At 56.7% G+C, this 15,923-nt stretch carries 14 protein-coding genes; 3 read left to right on the forward strand and 11 right to left on the reverse strand.

Going from position 1 to position 15,923, the window contains the following annotated elements; all coding sequences use genetic code 11:
- The first annotated feature begins 53 nt into the window (after positions 1-53).
- The 3 genes from QFX07_RS06850 to QFX07_RS06860 all read left to right on the forward strand — a co-directional run bounded on the left by QFX07_RS06850 (position 54) and on the right by QFX07_RS06860 (position 2,800).
- A complete protein-coding gene (locus QFX07_RS06850; protein ID WP_279754316.1) occupies positions 54-1,526 on the forward strand; it encodes a tyrosine-protein kinase domain-containing protein in 1,473 nt (490 codons plus the stop codon).
- Between the two features lie 207 nt (positions 1,527-1,733).
- Positions 1,734-2,495 carry a nucleotidyltransferase family protein gene (locus QFX07_RS06855; RefSeq protein WP_280928140.1) on the forward strand — a complete coding sequence of 254 codons (762 nt, stop codon included), beginning with the start codon at positions 1,734-1,736 and terminating at the stop codon, positions 2,493-2,495.
- A complete protein-coding gene (locus tag QFX07_RS06860; protein ID WP_279741830.1) occupies positions 2,492-2,800 on the forward strand; it encodes a PqqD family protein in 309 nt (102 codons plus the stop codon). The genes QFX07_RS06855 and QFX07_RS06860 overlap by 4 nt, the downstream gene beginning before the upstream one ends.
- Before the next feature lie 86 nt (positions 2,801-2,886).
- Here the strand turns inward: QFX07_RS06860 and QFX07_RS06865 are convergent, their stop codons facing one another.
- The 11 genes from QFX07_RS06865 to QFX07_RS06915 form a co-directional block, all read right to left on the reverse strand.
- Complete coding sequence (locus tag QFX07_RS06865) at positions 2,887-4,134, reverse strand: glycosyltransferase (protein WP_279741828.1); 1,248 nt, start codon at positions 4,132-4,134, stop codon at positions 2,887-2,889.
- A 12-nt stretch (positions 4,135-4,146) separates the two neighbouring features.
- Complete coding sequence (locus QFX07_RS06870) at positions 4,147-5,094, reverse strand: glycosyltransferase family 2 protein (RefSeq protein WP_279754314.1); 948 nt, start codon at positions 5,092-5,094, stop codon at positions 4,147-4,149.
- A 64-nt stretch (positions 5,095-5,158) separates the two neighbouring features.
- On the reverse strand, positions 5,159-6,202 hold the full coding sequence (locus QFX07_RS06875; protein WP_279741826.1) for a glycosyltransferase family 4 protein: 1,044 nt from the start codon (positions 6,200-6,202) through the stop codon (positions 5,159-5,161).
- 4 nt (positions 6,203-6,206) lie between these two features.
- The gene (locus tag QFX07_RS06880) at positions 6,207-7,115 is read right to left on the reverse strand and encodes a glycosyltransferase family 2 protein (protein ID WP_279754313.1); all 909 of its coding nucleotides are present in this window, start codon (positions 7,113-7,115) and stop codon (positions 6,207-6,209) included.
- The gene (locus tag QFX07_RS06885) at positions 7,108-8,436 is read right to left on the reverse strand and encodes a hypothetical protein (protein ID WP_279754312.1); all 1,329 of its coding nucleotides are present in this window, start codon (positions 8,434-8,436) and stop codon (positions 7,108-7,110) included. Before QFX07_RS06885 ends, QFX07_RS06880 begins: the two co-directional genes overlap by 8 nt.
- The gene (locus tag QFX07_RS06890; protein ID WP_279754311.1) at positions 8,433-9,560 is read right to left on the reverse strand and encodes a glycosyltransferase family 4 protein; all 1,128 of its coding nucleotides are present in this window, start codon (positions 9,558-9,560) and stop codon (positions 8,433-8,435) included. The genes QFX07_RS06885 and QFX07_RS06890 overlap by 4 nt, the downstream gene beginning before the upstream one ends.
- 17 nt (positions 9,561-9,577) lie before the next feature.
- A complete protein-coding gene (locus QFX07_RS06895; RefSeq protein WP_279754310.1) occupies positions 9,578-11,821 on the reverse strand; it encodes an N-acetylneuraminate synthase family protein in 2,244 nt (747 codons plus the stop codon).
- A 90-nt stretch (positions 11,822-11,911) separates the two neighbouring features.
- Positions 11,912-12,640, reverse strand: coding sequence for an acylneuraminate cytidylyltransferase family protein (locus tag QFX07_RS06900; RefSeq protein ID WP_005506932.1), 729 nt, complete (start codon positions 12,638-12,640; stop codon positions 11,912-11,914).
- Positions 12,640-13,743, reverse strand: a complete 1,104-nt coding sequence (locus QFX07_RS06905; RefSeq protein WP_279754309.1) for an RNA-binding protein — start codon at positions 13,741-13,743, stop codon at positions 12,640-12,642. Before QFX07_RS06905 ends, QFX07_RS06900 begins: the two co-directional genes overlap by 1 nt.
- On the reverse strand, positions 13,734-14,732 hold the full coding sequence (locus tag QFX07_RS06910) for a CgeB family protein (RefSeq protein WP_279754308.1): 999 nt from the start codon (positions 14,730-14,732) through the stop codon (positions 13,734-13,736). The genes QFX07_RS06905 and QFX07_RS06910 overlap by 10 nt, the downstream gene beginning before the upstream one ends.
- Positions 14,733-14,990: 258 nt before the next feature.
- A complete protein-coding gene (locus QFX07_RS06915) occupies positions 14,991-15,911 on the reverse strand; it encodes a glycosyltransferase family 2 protein (protein ID WP_279754307.1) in 921 nt (306 codons plus the stop codon).
- Between the last annotated feature and the right edge of the window lie 12 nt (positions 15,912-15,923).

Consider the following 15,923-nt stretch of genomic DNA (forward strand, 5'->3'; position numbering starts at 1 on the left):
CACTCCACGTCGCAGGTACACTAACTCAAACTTTCTGGAGTATTCTCACTACCATGACCATTTTGGAATTTTTCCGCACCACGAGGGCTAACCTCTGGTTGCTGATCATTGGCATCGTTGTCGGTGCCGCAGCGGGCTTCGGCTATGCTTCTCTCCAGCCGAAGGTCTACGCCGCATCGGCCTCGGGCTACGTGACCGTGGGTGAATCCGGTACGGTGGATGTTCTCTCAGGCTCTTCGGCCGCTAAGGATCGCGCTCGCGCCTACGCAGCTATCGTCTCCTCTGAGGCTGTGGCACAGAAGATTAAGCAGAACACCCCTGAGCTGTCCCTGACTACCGGCCAGATTCGCGCAAGCCTCACTGCAGCTGCAGGTGAAAATACTGCACTGATTACCGTGAACGCGCAAGCTTCTTCGCCAAAAAACGCACAGTTGCTCGCTAACAGTGCTTTGCAGGCTACTGCGGACTATATCAAGCAAATTGAGCAGAACCCCGGTAACGCTGAGGCTCTGGTAAATGGCGACGATACTGCTGCTTCACCTGCTGGAGGCAACACCATTCGCGTGATTCCGTTGAATAACGCAAGCGTAAACCCTCCGCTGATAGCTCCGAACTACCAGCAGAACGTGCTCATGGGTGCTGGTGCCGGTTTGGTTCTGGTCTACGCGGCAATCTTCCTGCGCCGTGCACTGGATCAGCGCATCCGTACCCGTGACGACGCTACCAAGGCAACCGGTGCAAGCGTCCTGGGCGTTCTGCCTGTTAGTGACGACCTGAACGAAGAAAACATCGTTAACGGCAACACTGACGACCACATTGCACAGGAATCCATCCGTCAGCTGCGCACCAACCTACGCTTCGTGAATGTTGATACCCCCCCGCGTTCGTTCATCGTCACCTCCGCAGTGCCCGGTGAAGGTAAGTCGACCGTGTCGCTGTCTCTGGCTCGCGCAATGGCTGATGCGGGTTCGCCCGTCATCCTCATTGACGCCGACCTCCGCCGCCCCACCGTAGCTAAGAAGCTGAAGCTGGACGCTAAGGTTGGCCTGACCCAGGTTCTGGCTGGCCAGGTTGAGATCGCTAACGCTGTGCACCAACTCGGTGAATCAAACCTCTTCGTCCTTCCTGCAGGTCGTATCCCCCCGAACCCCTCCGAACTTCTGGGCTCCGATAAGATGCGCCAGCTGATCAATGAGCTTTCCGAAGAGTTCATCGTAGTCGTTGACGTTCCGCCGCTGCTACCCGTGACCGACGCTTCATTGCTCTCCCACTCCGTGGATGGCGTGATTCTCGTTGCTTCTATCGGCCGAAGCCACCGTGAGCAGATGGCTGAAGCTTCCAACATTCTAAAGAAGGTCAACGCAAACCTCATCGGTATGGTTCTGAACCGTGCACCTCGTAAGGGCCTCGGTAACTCCTACTACGGCTTCGGTTACTCAAGCGCTTACGTTGGTTATGCAACCTACTACGGTTACAGCAAGGAAGACGATAAGAAGTCATCTAAGAAGTCCTTGACCAAGAAGTAATAACGTAATAAGCACCCTAAATCTTAGGGAGCGACTTAGGGCGGGATGGGCAGTTTTTCTGCCCGTCCCGCCTTATACTTATCTGGTATACATGTGCACCGAAAGGCTATTGTGACCACTCACTCACCCAATACCCCGGAGCCGCAGACTACTCCTCTGGCGGCACGGATTCGGCTTGCGCACGCCTACTTCCAACGAATGGCTGACATGCACTCAATCGATATTCTGCATGTCAAAGGCTACGCTTTCTCTCAGGAAATTTACCGCAAGGGTAGGTACAGCTCCGACGCCGACCTGCTGATCCGTCCCTCTCATGTGGACCGTTTTGTAGAGATTCTTCTGGCAGATGGATGGCGTATTCAAGCGCACTTCGAGACAGGCTCAGTGTTCGAGCACGCAATGACGCTCTACCACGCTTCATGGGGCCTAACCGATATTCATCGTTTCTTCCCCGGTCTTGGACGCCACGGCGATTATGAGAAGGCGTTTGACCGTGTCTGGGCGGCACGTAAGACCCGTATGATTGCTCACCATCCCTGCGCTGTTCCCAGCGATCTGGACGCACGTCTTCTCGTGGTGCTTCACCGCGCCCGTGCGGCATCACGCTACAGCGCGGATATTAACTATCTGGTTTCTCTACTCTCCTATAGCGATTGGCAGCGCCTGCGAGCCCGTGCCGAGGAGCTTGACTCATCCCTCGCATATAGCGCGGCTATGGGTGGTCTGGAGCAGTACCGTGACGACCGCGACTATCTGCTGTGGCTCTCAGTCTCCCAGGATGTGCCCCACTATATTCAGTGGATTGGGCGCCTGCAGTCAGCGACCACCCTGCACGATAAGCTACGCACCCTCAAGAACATTTTCCTCGTAAATAAGGACCACCTGGCGATGCAGCTGGGACGCACCCCCACTAAGGCAGAAATACGTGCAAAGTTCTTTGAACGTTTCGGAATCAAGGTGAATAAATGAGCAATCCAGTAGATTTCCGTCAGACCGTATACGGTATCCCCGAGAACATCGCGTACGTTCATTCTGAAGAGTTCGCTAAGTACTCCCCCACGGCAACTTATCTCGCGAATCTTGCCAACGGTGAGCTGTCTGTTCTACAGGATTCAGCCTCCATTATTTGGAGTATTTTTGAAGATCCGATGTCTCTGCAGGATGCTATCGATGCGCTCTGTGAAATGTATGAACAGCCCGTAGAGATTATGGGACCGCAGATTGAGGGTTTTATTCCGGAGTTGCTCTCCAAGGGGCTCCTAGAAGCCCGCTAGGGCTCTCAGAATGCATAAAGAAGGCGGGGTGGTAGAACTTTTTATAGTTCTACCACCCCGCCTTCTTTATGAGCCGTCTAGCTCTTTTAGTCTTCGGGCAGAGCCTGCACGTACATCTTCAGACGGGTGATGAAACGAGCCTCCGAGAAACCGTCAACGTGCTCACGGATGTAGTCAGCATCCCAGTCATCCGGGTTGAAAGCCTTGAGAGCTTCCACCAGCTGCTCCACGGTCGGCTGGTTAATGAACATACCGGTCTTGCCTTCCTGAATGGTATCCAGGAAGCCGCCCGCACGGTAGGCAATCACAGCCTTACCGCTAGCACCTGCCTCCAGCGGGGTAATGCCGAAGTCCTCATAAGAGATAGCCAGCAGTGACAGGCAGTGACGGTACGCGTAACGTAGCTGCGCGTCCGAAACGCCCGAAACGATACGAACGGTCGGGCCCGCAAGCGCTTCCAAGTGCTCCTTCTCCGGACCGCGACCAATCACCAGCAGCTTCTTGCCCAACTCATTGCAGGCTTCAATAGCCTTATCAACATTCTTGTAGGGTAGCAGGCGAGAAACGATCAGGAAATAATCGTCCGATTCGGTGAACTCTTCCAGACCCGGAATAGGCTCAACCGGTGCGGTGGTTTCTACCGAGTGCGGCGGGAAGAAAATCGGAACGTCCTTCTTGCCGTACACGTTCTCGATGCGCTTCTTAATCACGCTCGCGTTCGCCACGTACACCGCCGAGCGGTGAGCCGCCCAGTGATCCCAGAGCATCAGCGCAGGACGCAGGGTCTTCAATAGCAGCGGCACGGGGCCGGTGCTTTTCTCGCCCAGGTACTGATCGCTCAGGTATAGCCAACGCGCCGGTGAATGGCAGTAAATGAACTTACGGCCGGCGAAGTTGAAGCCGTGCGCCCAACCGGTCGTCGATACCACAGCACGCTCAGCCGGCACCTTCAAGAAAGAAGAAGCAAACGGCAAAATCGGCAGAGCCATGCGGTGGTTACGACGCAGATAACCAATCTTGTTCAAAGGACTCGTGATAATCTTCGCGTCCTTGAACTCGGGGAAGGTACCCTCCGGGTCGTACAGAGTAGTGTAAATCGGTGCATCCGGGAACGCACGGTGCATCGCCAGAACAACACGCTCCGCGCCGCCGCGCTGAGTCAGATAGTCGTGGGCAATTGCAATCTCTTCAGTAGCCTCAGGCTTGACCAGCGGCACGTAACGGCGCGCCAGGCGACCAAGCTTCTTGAGGCTCTTCGGTATATCCGCAAGCACCGCGTCGGGGTTCTTCGGTCCGGTAACCGGAGCGGAGGTCAAGAGCTGAGTGAGTGACATTTTCTTTTCCTCCTAGAAAACTTTCTGAGCTCGCTCAGGATAGTGAATACCGGCGTAGGATGCAGCCTCAACCTGCAACGCCACAAGCTTCTCAGCTGCCTTAGTGGGTAGCTTCAGCAGAATCTTATCGCTCGCATCGCCGAGAGCCTTAATGGTCTTCTCGGTGGTGAAATAAGCGAGGATCTTGACCAGCAAACCCCAAGGACCCATCGGGTTCGGGGCGGGGTGTGCTTCCTCGCCGTGCTTACGCACGAAGATGGTACGGGCAGAGCCCGAGTGCAGGGCACGCAGAGCACGCACAGCAGTGGTGGTAGCCTCTGCATAGTGCTTGACCTCAACTTCATCAGAGATGATGATGCGGCCACCAGCGTCATGGACCATTTTGCCCATGTCTACGTCTTCCCACCCGTAGAGACGGTACGCAGGGTCGTATCCGCCGGTACGGTCAAAGTACTCCGCAGAGATAGAAGAGTTACCGTTCCAGTACAGCCAACGGCCTTCTTCAGCTACGCTGAGGGCGCCTTCTTTGAATCGTGCATCGCGGAAGTTACCGTACACACGAGAATAGGGCGTGTCCGGGTACACGTTCTTCAAGGTGCCAATCACGCCGTCATAATCACGGTGCAGGTGAATCTGCGCCTCGACATAGTCAGCAGCAGGCTCAAGATCGTCATCGCAACGGATGAGGATATCCGCATCAGCCGCACGGTGGCCAGCATTCAGCGCTGCCACACGACCGCGGTTCTCCTCAAAAACGATCTTGGTCAGGTTCAGCTTGCCTTCTGCAATGTAGCGGTCAAGCACAGCTTCACTGTTATCAATATCGCCGTCGAGGACCACGATAACCTGGAAGTCCTTCTCGGTCTGGGCGGCAAGCGCATCCAGCGGGTAATGCAGAATGTCTGCACCACCGCGAGAGGGAATAATAACCGCAGCCTTGTAGCGGGGGGTAGTCTTCATAATTTTCCTTCCGTTTTGAGTGAGAGGATATCCGTTGGGAATGATCTATAGATTTAGAAGCACCTTAGCGGATAAAACGTTCCAGAATCTCACCAACACGGACCTTACCTGCTTCAGGCGAGTAGTTCTCCTGCCACCGCCAGAACAGCTCGGAGGTTCGCTCCGCCAGTGCTTCTGTGTCTTCTCGAAGCTCAGTACCCAGGCTCTTAATAGCCTGTGCAAGAGCTACCGGCTGGTCAGCAGGCACAACATACGGGTACGATGCGCCACCCAGCACCTCCGATAGCGCACCAGCATCACTGACAATCACAGGGACGCGTGCACTCATCGCTTCAGCGACCACCAAGCCAAAGGACTCGGGGGCAATCGAAGGTACAACGAGCATGTCGATATCACCGAAAAGACGATCCGGGGTAGTCCAGCCCAACCGAGTGCTGAACGTGGCAACACGGGCTAGCGCGTCCTCGACCTCAGCGCGTTCTTCGTCAGATGCGAAGACAGGCTCGCCGCCAATCACCAGGTCGTATTCGATACCGTTAGAGTTCAAGGAACTCATCGCCTGGCACAGGGTTGCGATGCCCTTAGACGGAGTCAAACGCCCCAGGTAACCGACACGGAGCCGGTACTCCCCCACACGGTGGTCCAGCTCGGTGGATACACCTCTGACCCAGTTCGCAAACAGCTGGCTGCCGGGACAGGCACGAGCCACATAGCGGCTCGGAACCAGGGTGACAGACGCCTTATGGCGGGCAAAGGGTACGAGCTTCGCGTTCACACCGGCAGGAAGCTGGTGCAGGTGCACGATGCGGTTCTTACGACCGCCCGTTGCTGTTGCGGGAACCAGACCGTTACACCACAATAGAACGTCCTTATGGCGAGCATGCCAGCTACGCAGAGCCACCATATACTGTGCGCGGTTCTTAGCCGGCAAGACAATGCGGGGGAACCCCTCATCCGCAGCAGCTTCTACAAGCTGCTTCGGCTCGGAAGGACCCACAATAGTGACCTTGTAGCCAAGGCTACGGGCTGCTCGAGCAATATTCAGGAGCATGACCTCACCGCCACCAATATCACCATTATTGGTGGCGATGTAGAGTTCTTTCTCCATCCTTCTACTCCTTCACCAGCTTGCGGGCGGGTGCATAATTCTTACCGGAGTATTTGATACTTCCGCGGATACGTCCCAGGGATGCAACCCAGTTGGCAACATCTCGACGAGCAACTTTACGGTGGGTCATAGCCTGACGCAGGATATTCAACAGCTGCTGAACACTGCCGGTCACAGTAGACTTCAACAAATACGTTGCAGAATCATACTTGGGAAAACGACGGGCCATCAGCACACGTCCTACACCCAGCTCATACTTCTTACGGATAGAGCTCTTCCCCTCCGAGAGAGTAAAACGAATCTCTGCTTCAGGGATAAAGCGCATCACGCCGTCGGCTTCCTGATGACGCCACGAAATATCCACATCCTCATAGCCGTAGCGAGGAAGAGACTCATCGTAACCGCCAATTTCAAAAAAGCGTGCACGGGTCATAGCGCAATTGCAGTTGCCCACGTGCGGCAGATAAGGAGTCGCAATCAGACCTTTGCCAAAGGCATCGGGGCGCGGGTTGCCATTAGCATCAAAAGCGCGAATCCAGCCACCGGCCAGTTCCATATCCTGCACCTCTGAAAACGCCTGAACCCACTGAGGAGATACTTCATCATCTGCATCACAGAATGCTAAGACTCTACCCGATGCGGCACGTGCACCGGCGTTACGGGCCGCGGGAATACCCGGAGTTGCGCAGGCGTCCACGACCTTGACCATGAATTTATCCTCTCGGGGTTCCTGAGCCCACGCTTCCATAACGGCGCGGGTGTTGTCCTCTGAACCGTTGTCTACCAAAATTACTTCGTACGGAAGCATAGTTTCCTGGTTCTCCAGGGCCTTAAGCTGGCGAGGAAGAGTCAATGCAGCGTTCAGCGCACAAATAATGACGCTAACTTCAGGAGTTCGATTAGTCTTAGACATTTTCTTCCTTCCACATCGGCGCAGCGTGCTGCGACTTCTCTTCCGCCTCACGAATTTCAATTCGCTCGTCAAAGCCTTCGATACTTGCCTCATCGTGGCCGGTACCCAAACGCTGTTCACGTTCAAGCAGCAACACACGTAGAGCAAAACCGCATGCAATAGCCCACGGCCAGGTGTAGAACACCTCGCCCAGACGAGAAGCACAAATCATGATGGCAACGCCTGCACCCTGCACGACATAGAATTTAGTCGGCAGAGTCTTTTTGCCGCTAAACACATTCACGATAAAGAGCAAGGTAATGGCAACGACCAGAATCATCCATGGCCAACCGCCCTCAACAAGCGCAGACCAGTATGAATTGTGGAAGAACCAGGTCTTCGAACCAGTATGTGCCAGATAGACATATGCTTCGCCCAAGCCCTGCCCGAAGAAGCCAGAAGCCTGAACCTTAATCTCAGAAGCCTGGTCGATCAGTGAACGAAGCGCATCCGTACCGGTACGGTCCGCAAAGACGCCGGACTGCGAGTAGTCGCTAGTCAAGATATCAATTAACCAGTACAGCGCTACACCCAACGTAATACGACCAAAGGTCTTCATACGGTTCGCAATAACAATCCAAATCAGACCCGCCACATAGGCAGCAATCGAGGTACGAGAACCAGTAGCCCACAACAAAGCAGAAAAAACCACAATGACAAGAATGACTTCAATCTTGTTACGGGCGAAGCTCAGAATCAGCAAACCAAAGAGGCAATACACCAGACCCGAGAAGTTCTTATCGCCCAGCCAACCGGTCAGGTAGCCGTAGTAACCGGTCACCGGCGCAAAGCCAACGAAGTAGGCAACCGCGTTGAAGATAATTGCGGTGGAATATCCCAACACGATGGAGCGAATATGCAGGCGTCCGGCTGCAATAGCCCAAATCAACACGGTTGCAGCCATAAGACGGAGCAAACGTCGAGTCCAATCCGATGCGTCCTCGGAATGTACACCGTAGAACGAGACAATTGCGAGGTAACCCATTGCAATAAACATAATTGCGCGCAGACCCGAAAAATGACTCACGTCAAAAGTTGGCTTACGGGTCAGACCGTACGCTGCCAAAACAAGAATGACCACCTGGTTAAAGGGCAAACCGAGGCCAGGCACAGCATCACCAAAAAGCAGAAGGAACGCCATAATGAACTCGGGCATACGAATCTGGCTAGTCTGATGGCGGACATAATCGCTACTGCGAGACACCGCTTCAGAGAAACGTGAAGCTTCCGGCTTCTCAGCGGGCTCGTTCAAGTGCGCGTAAACCTGCGAAGTCTGGCTCATGAGCTGCCTCCTCGAAGTACACGTGCGTATACATCAACCGTCTGAGCGGCCATCTGCTCATTCGAAATCCAGGTGAAAGGCTCAGCCTCACCCTTCTGCAGCTGCTGGCGCATAGCCTGCAGAACATCCTGAGTTAGGGTTGTGCTCTGGCGGTCCACCAGCTCGTCGGCACCCAAAATCTCCGGGTTACCACCCACAGCGGTAGCGACCGTCTTCAGGCCAGCAGCCTTAGCATCCAGCAGAGTATAGGAGCAGTTCTCCCACACCGACAGCTGAACAATCATGTCGCTACGGCCCATCGCCTCAATCGGGTTAACAAAGCCGCTGAAAGTCACCGAATCACCCAGGTTCAGACGCTGCGCCTGAGTCTGCAACTCGGACGCCAAATCGCCAGAGCCCGCAATCTCAAGATGAGCCTGCGGGTAATCAGCACGAAGCTGCGCAAAAGCGTCCAGCAACACATCAATACCCTTCTCAGGGGACAGACGAGACAGCGAAAGAATACGCGGACCCCCCTCATCGGGTGCACGCTGCTGCTCAACAGCCGCGTGCACTTCGGGGATGTCCACGCCGTTGTACACCAGTTCCACGCCACGAGCGCCCCACTTGGCACGCATCTGATCAGCGGTGGAACGAGAAACAGCAATCGCTTGGTCGGTACCCCACAGGCGCACACGGTGTACGGTCTCCATGAGCTTAGAACGCCAGGAGCTACCGTGGTATACCGAGTCATTACCGGCGATACCGTGTTCAGTGGTCAGAAGCTTCGGCACGCAGGTGCCACGCTTGATAACGCTACGGATACGCAGAGCATTCACCACGGCGGTCGCTACAACGTCCGCATACGCCAGGTGGCTGTGCACAATATCCGGGCGGAGCTGCTCAATAGCCTTCTGCAGAGAGGTAAAGGAAGTCTTAAAACCGTAGTCGGGGCCAAATTCAGCCTTGATGACGGTGACGCCCAGTTCCTCAAGGCGGCTTGTGAGCTTACCTTCGGGTGCGAGAACCACCAGGTTAAAGCCGGGGAGCCCGGCACGTGCCATATCGACAACGTGCCGAGCTACTCCACCAAACTCGGGAACCGGAACGACCCACAGGGCAGTGGGAAATCCGTTTGAATTCATGAGTGAGTGTCTACTTTCTACAGCCACTTCTCGAGGCGGTCCAGTGCAGTGAAGAAGCCCTCACCGTTGTTGATGTGGCCCTGCCAGATTTCGGGAATGAAGGATGCCTTCGGTGCCAGCTCACGCAGCTGCTTGCCCAGGGAAGCCCAGTCGACATCGCCTTCGCCGACCTGAACGCCCTCACCGTCAACGCCGGTGCCGTCCACCAGGTGCAGGTGGATGGACAGCGGTGCCAGCTGCTCAACAGCCTCCGACAGCGGAATGTTCAGGAAGTTGCAAGCAAGCATGGTGTGGGAGATGTCCAGGCAGAGCGCGGTTTCGAACGCACGCGAGAACTCTGCAGTGTCCTTCGGATCCAGGAACAGGTTGTGGTACTGCTGACCACCCATCAGCCAGGGGTACGGAGGCAGAGTCTGAGCAGCCAGGCGAACGCCAGATGCGTCCAGACGCTTCAGCGCCTCACCGATGCGCTCATACTTCTCAGCACGTGCCGATGCGGGGATGTGCTTGTCCTTAGTGAAGCCACCCATGGTCACGACCATGACCGGGTCCTCCTCTACGGTGAAGTAGCGGGTCAGGTCACGGGTGATGTCAATAGTGCGCTGAACCTCAGCGATGGAGCGCTCCCACACCTCGGGGTCCTTGGACGCGAGGTCCACCAGGAAGTCGCCTGCGAACAGGTCGGGCAGGTGGGTGGTGAAGCCCATGTCCAGCTTAGAGTCAAAGACGTCGTCGATGTTGATCTCGAGGTCCTTATAGGAGAAGTGGAACTCCAGGAAGTCCGGCTTAGCCTCTTCAATCAGCGGCTTGTAGTCGTGGTAACGAACCGGCAGACCCCAGGGGCGGTCGAACTTGAAGTCGCGGCGGGTCACCAGATCGTCCTTCAGGTCACCCTCGAAGAAGAACGAGCCTTCTTCAACGTCGCGCTGCATGGTGCGGCCCAGCAACTGCGGCAGGTAGTTCGGCTGCAGACCGCGGCCGGGGGACTTCACAGCAACATCAGCCTCGGTCACAACCTCGCCCTTAGCAATGTGGCGGGTCGCCACCAGGGACTTAGCCAGGTTCACGCGGTTCATCAGCTCACCGGTGGACACCTCGCGAGGAGCAGCAGAACCAATAGCGGTCTCAACCTCACGGATCTGCTGAACCATTGCCTTGAATTCCTCAGGCAGCAGGGAGACGGTGTGGTCGTTACCCTCGAGGGTCTTGTCGGTGGTGAAGTGCTTCTCAATGATCTTCGCACCGCGAGCAACAGCAGCGATCGGCACGTGGTAGCCACGTTCGTGGCCGGAGTAACCAACCAGGCACTGACCAATCTCAGCCAGGCGGTCCATGTATGCCAGGTTGACGTCCTTGAAGGGTGCCGGGTATGCGGACTGGCACTGCAGCAGAGCGTAGGATGCGCCAGCGTTACGCAGCAGAGCCACGGACTCGAGGATTTCCTCTTCGCGGCTCATACCGGTAGAAATCAGCATGGGCAGGCCACGGGAAGCAACGTCACGCAGCAGCTCGTGGTTGGTCAGGTCAGCCGAAGCAATCTTCATGCCCTGGATACCGTAGTCAACCAGCGCCTGAACGGAGGGTGCGTCCCAGGGGGTGCACATGATGTCCATGTCGTGCTGCTTGACGTGGTCGAAGACCTCGTACATCTGGTCAACGGTCAGGGAGAATCGGGACAGCAGGTCCAGGGTGTACTGAACGCCCAGGTCCTCACCTGCGGTTGCTGCGCCGCGCTGGCGGTACAGAGCGTCCATGTCGCGCAGCTGGAACTTCACAGCGTCCGCGCCGGACTCAACAGCGAGGTCCACCAGTTCCTTAGCGAAGTCAACGCTACCCTGGTGGTTGTTACCGATCTCAGCAATGATGAAGGAGGGGGAATCCTCGCTGATGGTGTGCTTACCGATGCGCAGGACGTCCTGTTCATCCATTGCCAGCGCCACGAGATGACCGCGCTCGTCAGTCAGCGGCACGTGGTTAATACCCTTCGCGAAGTATGCGCGCAGGGTCTCGGGTTCAGCGTTAGCCGGTGCGGTCTGCGGGTTGGTGTTTGCTGCCTCCAGCGCGCTGGTCTCCAGGGATGCGGTAGGGTTAGCAATCAGCCAACGACGGAAGTCGCCGTCAGAGAGCGAACCGCGCAGGATACCAGACTCGTTCACCAGGAAGATAATGCGCTGGCCGTTAGCAGAAATCTTCTGCAGAGCGTTGAGAATCGGGTCTTCAGCGAAGACCACATAGGGGGCAATATTGCGTTCAATAATCACGATTTTGACCTTTTCGTTTGAGCGTTTAGTTGAATGCCTGAGTGCCGGTCAAGCCGGGAGCGGCAGACGAGGTACTGCCGCGGGTGAAGGTTACTTGCCTTCGGCCAGGATCTGAGTGAGCTGGTGCTCTGCCACGGAGAAGTCAATCGGCGCGTCGATGTCGACGCCCTCGACCTCGTCCAGCATGAACAAGTCAATGGTACCGCCGGGGTAGCCCGCCAGGCGGTTGTGGTGGTCCATGTACACGTGAGTCTTGGTGATGTACATCGACCCGTTCTCGCGGTAGCGGAAGGTTTCCTTGGTCAGTTCCTGGCGGCGCGGGCGAGCCATAATCTCGAACGCCGCGGTGGGCTCACCGTCAGCGTGCCAGGTCCAGATGAACGGACCAATCGGAATCACACCGACCATGGAGTCCTTACCGTTCTCCGCGAACTGGCGAACCGCACGAGCCAGAGTGCCGGGCAGCCGCACGGGGCTGGTTGCCTGCAGCAGCATGACTGCCTCAGGTTCCCAACCGTTTTCAGTGTAAAACTCGATAGCGTGCTCGATAACCGGCTCGGTTGCGGTGGTGTCTTCAGCCAGGTGTGCCGGGCGCATGAACGGCACCTCTGCCCCGTACTCGCGGGCGATATCAGCCAGCTCAGCATCATCGGTGGAGACGACAACACGTAGCTCGTGCTCGCCGGCCACTTCTTCCTTAGCAGCCAGTGCCTGCTCGATGGTCCATGCGACCAGCGGCTTACCCGCAATGGGGCGCAAGTTCTTACGCGGAATGCCCTTTGAGCCACCGCGCACGGGGATGACGCAGAGAATACGCATTATGCCTCCAAAGTTTCAATTATTAGTTCAGCGATACGCTGTGCCGGTTCCTTCTTCGGCTGAACCGGTGCCGGGGTCGGTTCCTGACCCCACTGGTTCATACCGTAACGGTCCCAGAATTCCACCAGCCATGCTGGCGGTGCCGGATGGTAAACCCACGCCGGGATTCCGCGTATTGCAGCCTCCAGAACACCTGTGGAGAAGATGGATACCACCGGGTTCGGCACCTCGTTCAGCGGGGTGCCGGAACGGTCAATGCGGATGCCTTCCTTCTCCCACAATTTATGGGTCAGTCCTGAAAGCTTGTCCTTCTCGCTCGGGTGCGGGCGGTAAACGCCACCGTACTTTTTCAAGAAGGAGTGCGAAGCATACGCGAAGGATGCGCGCGGCAGTTCCGCACCGTGCATCTGCCCCAGGAAGATCGGCTCCAGGTGGTCCTGCTGCTGCGCCTCAGCACCGGCAGCCTTCTGCGCTGCCAGGTAGAGCAGCTGTGAACCCACCGTGTGGGTGGTCACGTCGCGTCGGCCCGATGCCCAGAACTCGGCGTCTGCCTCGCTGAAAGCCAGCAGGGTGCATCCTACCGGTAGCGGCGGTGCCTGAGGCACCAGCAGACCGTGCTGAACCACCCAGTACTCAGCACCAATCGCGCGAGAGAACTCATAAGCTACTGCACCGCGGGCCAGGTAGTGGCCTAGGGATAGAACCACGCGCACACCGGGCAGTAGCTCCTGCAACTGGTTACCCGTCACTTCCTGTTCGGTCCAGGCATCACGGCTGTAGCGCTCGGTGGCGTACTGACCGTTAAGGTACTCCGAGGCGTCCTCAGGGACCCACAGGGCCACACCCACATTCTCAAGATGCTTGAGCGGCTCCAGCAGGGAGTTGCGACTTGTCGGGGAGAAAGAATCGAGCACGATGAGCACACGGGGTACAGCACCGCGGGTGTATAGCACGCCTCCGACGGGGCCTTCCTGCTCAACGCTACCTCCTCCACGCAGACGGCCGATAAGGCTACGAGCCTCGGTCTTAGCCCAACGCAGGGTGTTCTGGCGCTTCTGCCAGGCAGCCCATGCATCAATATCAATGGGATAGGTTAGGCCCATAGCTGCTCCAAAATCTTTACACGCTGATCGAAGGTGTGCTCGGCCAAAGTGCGCTTCTGACCGGCTTCACGAATCTGACGAGCCCACTTCGGCTCACGGAAAATACGGGTACAGATCTCGATGAGCTCATCAATACTCTGGTAGACCAGGACCTCTTCACCGGGATTGTAGTAGCGATCCACATCAGCACGGTCGATCACCTGCAGAGCGCCCACGCCTGGAGCCTCAAAGGTACGCATAGTGAAACCATCCTGATTATTGTGGATGTTCAGCGTTGCCGGGGAGGACGCCATAATACCGTACGCCTCAGAGCGGTCAATATCGCGACCTGCGGGCACACCGGAATCCTTGAACTGCTTAGTGCGCAGAATGTCGTAGGGGTGACGCGACCAAGCACGACCATAAGCACGCACCGGCAGACCGGCTGCGACCAGCGCCTGCAGGGTCTCCTCACGGTTAGGGTACTTAGCGCCCACGAAGTTGATGGAGTCCTCGCGCATGGGGACAACAGGGCAATGGGTGTCGTAGGCGTTGGGCATGTCGAACACCTCGAAGCCCTGCTCACGCAGGTGCTGCGCGTCCAGTGGACTGTAACTTGCCAGCGCGCCCAGGTGGTGCAGGTCCTCTTCGGTGTAGCTCATGCGGCGCATTTCATCGTAGAGCCAGGTACCGTAGCGAACACCGGAAGTCTCCAGCAGATCCCACCATTCGCGGGAGAGCATATCGCCCTTAATGACCAGCACAATATCGGGGCGGAATTCGTTGAAAGCATCAATCGCCTTACGAGTAGCCTGAGCAGCGAAGCTTTCAGGGCGGTACTTCTCGGGCAGCTCATGGGCAAGCTTGTTAAGGATACGCTCGGGCAGAGTACCCGGCGCATCGTAAATGTGGGTGCGCACTTCGTATCCGTGCACTTCCAGGGATGCCTGAATTGCCTTCCAGTACCCGTGGAATGCAGGTGAGAGCAGTAGAAGTTTAGGCTGAGTCATATGAGGATTGAATCCTGTCGGCATTTGCTATAAGAACCCGCAGGGTAGAACCGTGCGGTGCTATGTGTTGGAGCGAAGAGGAACGGAAAGTTTCACCTGCAACTTGAGGCAAAACATACCTATTGAAATTTTACAATGAAAGCAGGAGACGACACACTCGAGTGCACTGTGTCGCCTCCTACGTTCTATATGCACCTTCTGACGAAGAGGACTAGAAATCTTGCGGAACTACCGCTGTAGATTCCGCACGTTTCGCCCCTAGTTCTCGCGGCGCTCTGCCTTGGCGATACGCTCCAGCTCGGTGGCGAGGAATCCACGAGCGTCCACATCCTTATTACGCAGGCCGCGCACCGAGTTCACCAGGAAGTTCGCGTAGCTGGTCACACGCAGTAGGTTGGTCAGTTTCTTCTCCCAGCCCCATTTGTCCGCATAAATGAAACGAGCAGTGGTCAGCCACTGCACACGGCGCTCGGAGGGCGAAGATCCGCCACCCTCGTGGGTTACAGTCACCGAAGGAATCAGGTAACGGTCCACGCCAGCGTTCCGGAGGCGGTACTGGAAGTCCACCTCTTCACTGTTCATGTAGAAACGCTCATCCATGCCACCAATGCGGTTGAAGGTCGCACGAGGAACGACCATGCACGCACCCATAACCCAGTCGACCTTCGCATCGGAGGTGCCGGTGCATGCCTCAACATCGTGGCCAACACCGCGGTGCCACCAGTTGGTCGGCTTGAAACGAGCCAACGGAGTGAACCACTCCCACGCCACATGCGCTGCGGTGGGGAACTTACGTGCCACCCACTGCTGCTTGCCGTCGTGGCCAATGATCTGCGGGCTAGCCAGGATCTCGCCGTGGCGTTCCACGGCTGCGAGCATGCGCGAGACGAAGCTGTTATCCAGCTCCAGGTCGCTGTTGAGGATGAAAACCCACTCACCGGTAGCGGCAGCAACACCAGAGTTCACAGCCTTACCGAAACCACCATTCACAGGGCGGCGAACCACGGTCACGCCCTCAACGTCGGGGAAGGGAGTGGGCGAAACGTCATCCGAGACAACGATTTCAATATCGGCGGGGTCAATACCCTGCTGAGCACGCAGAGTGTCAATAATGGCAAGAACCGGCTCCGGCTCGCCGTAGAAAGGAATAACCGCAGAAACACGGAGGGTATGAATCACAATAATGTCCTT

It is taken from the genome of Rothia similimucilaginosa (genome assembly GCF_029850985.2).
GTDB lineage: Bacteria > Actinomycetota > Actinomycetes > Actinomycetales > Micrococcaceae > Rothia.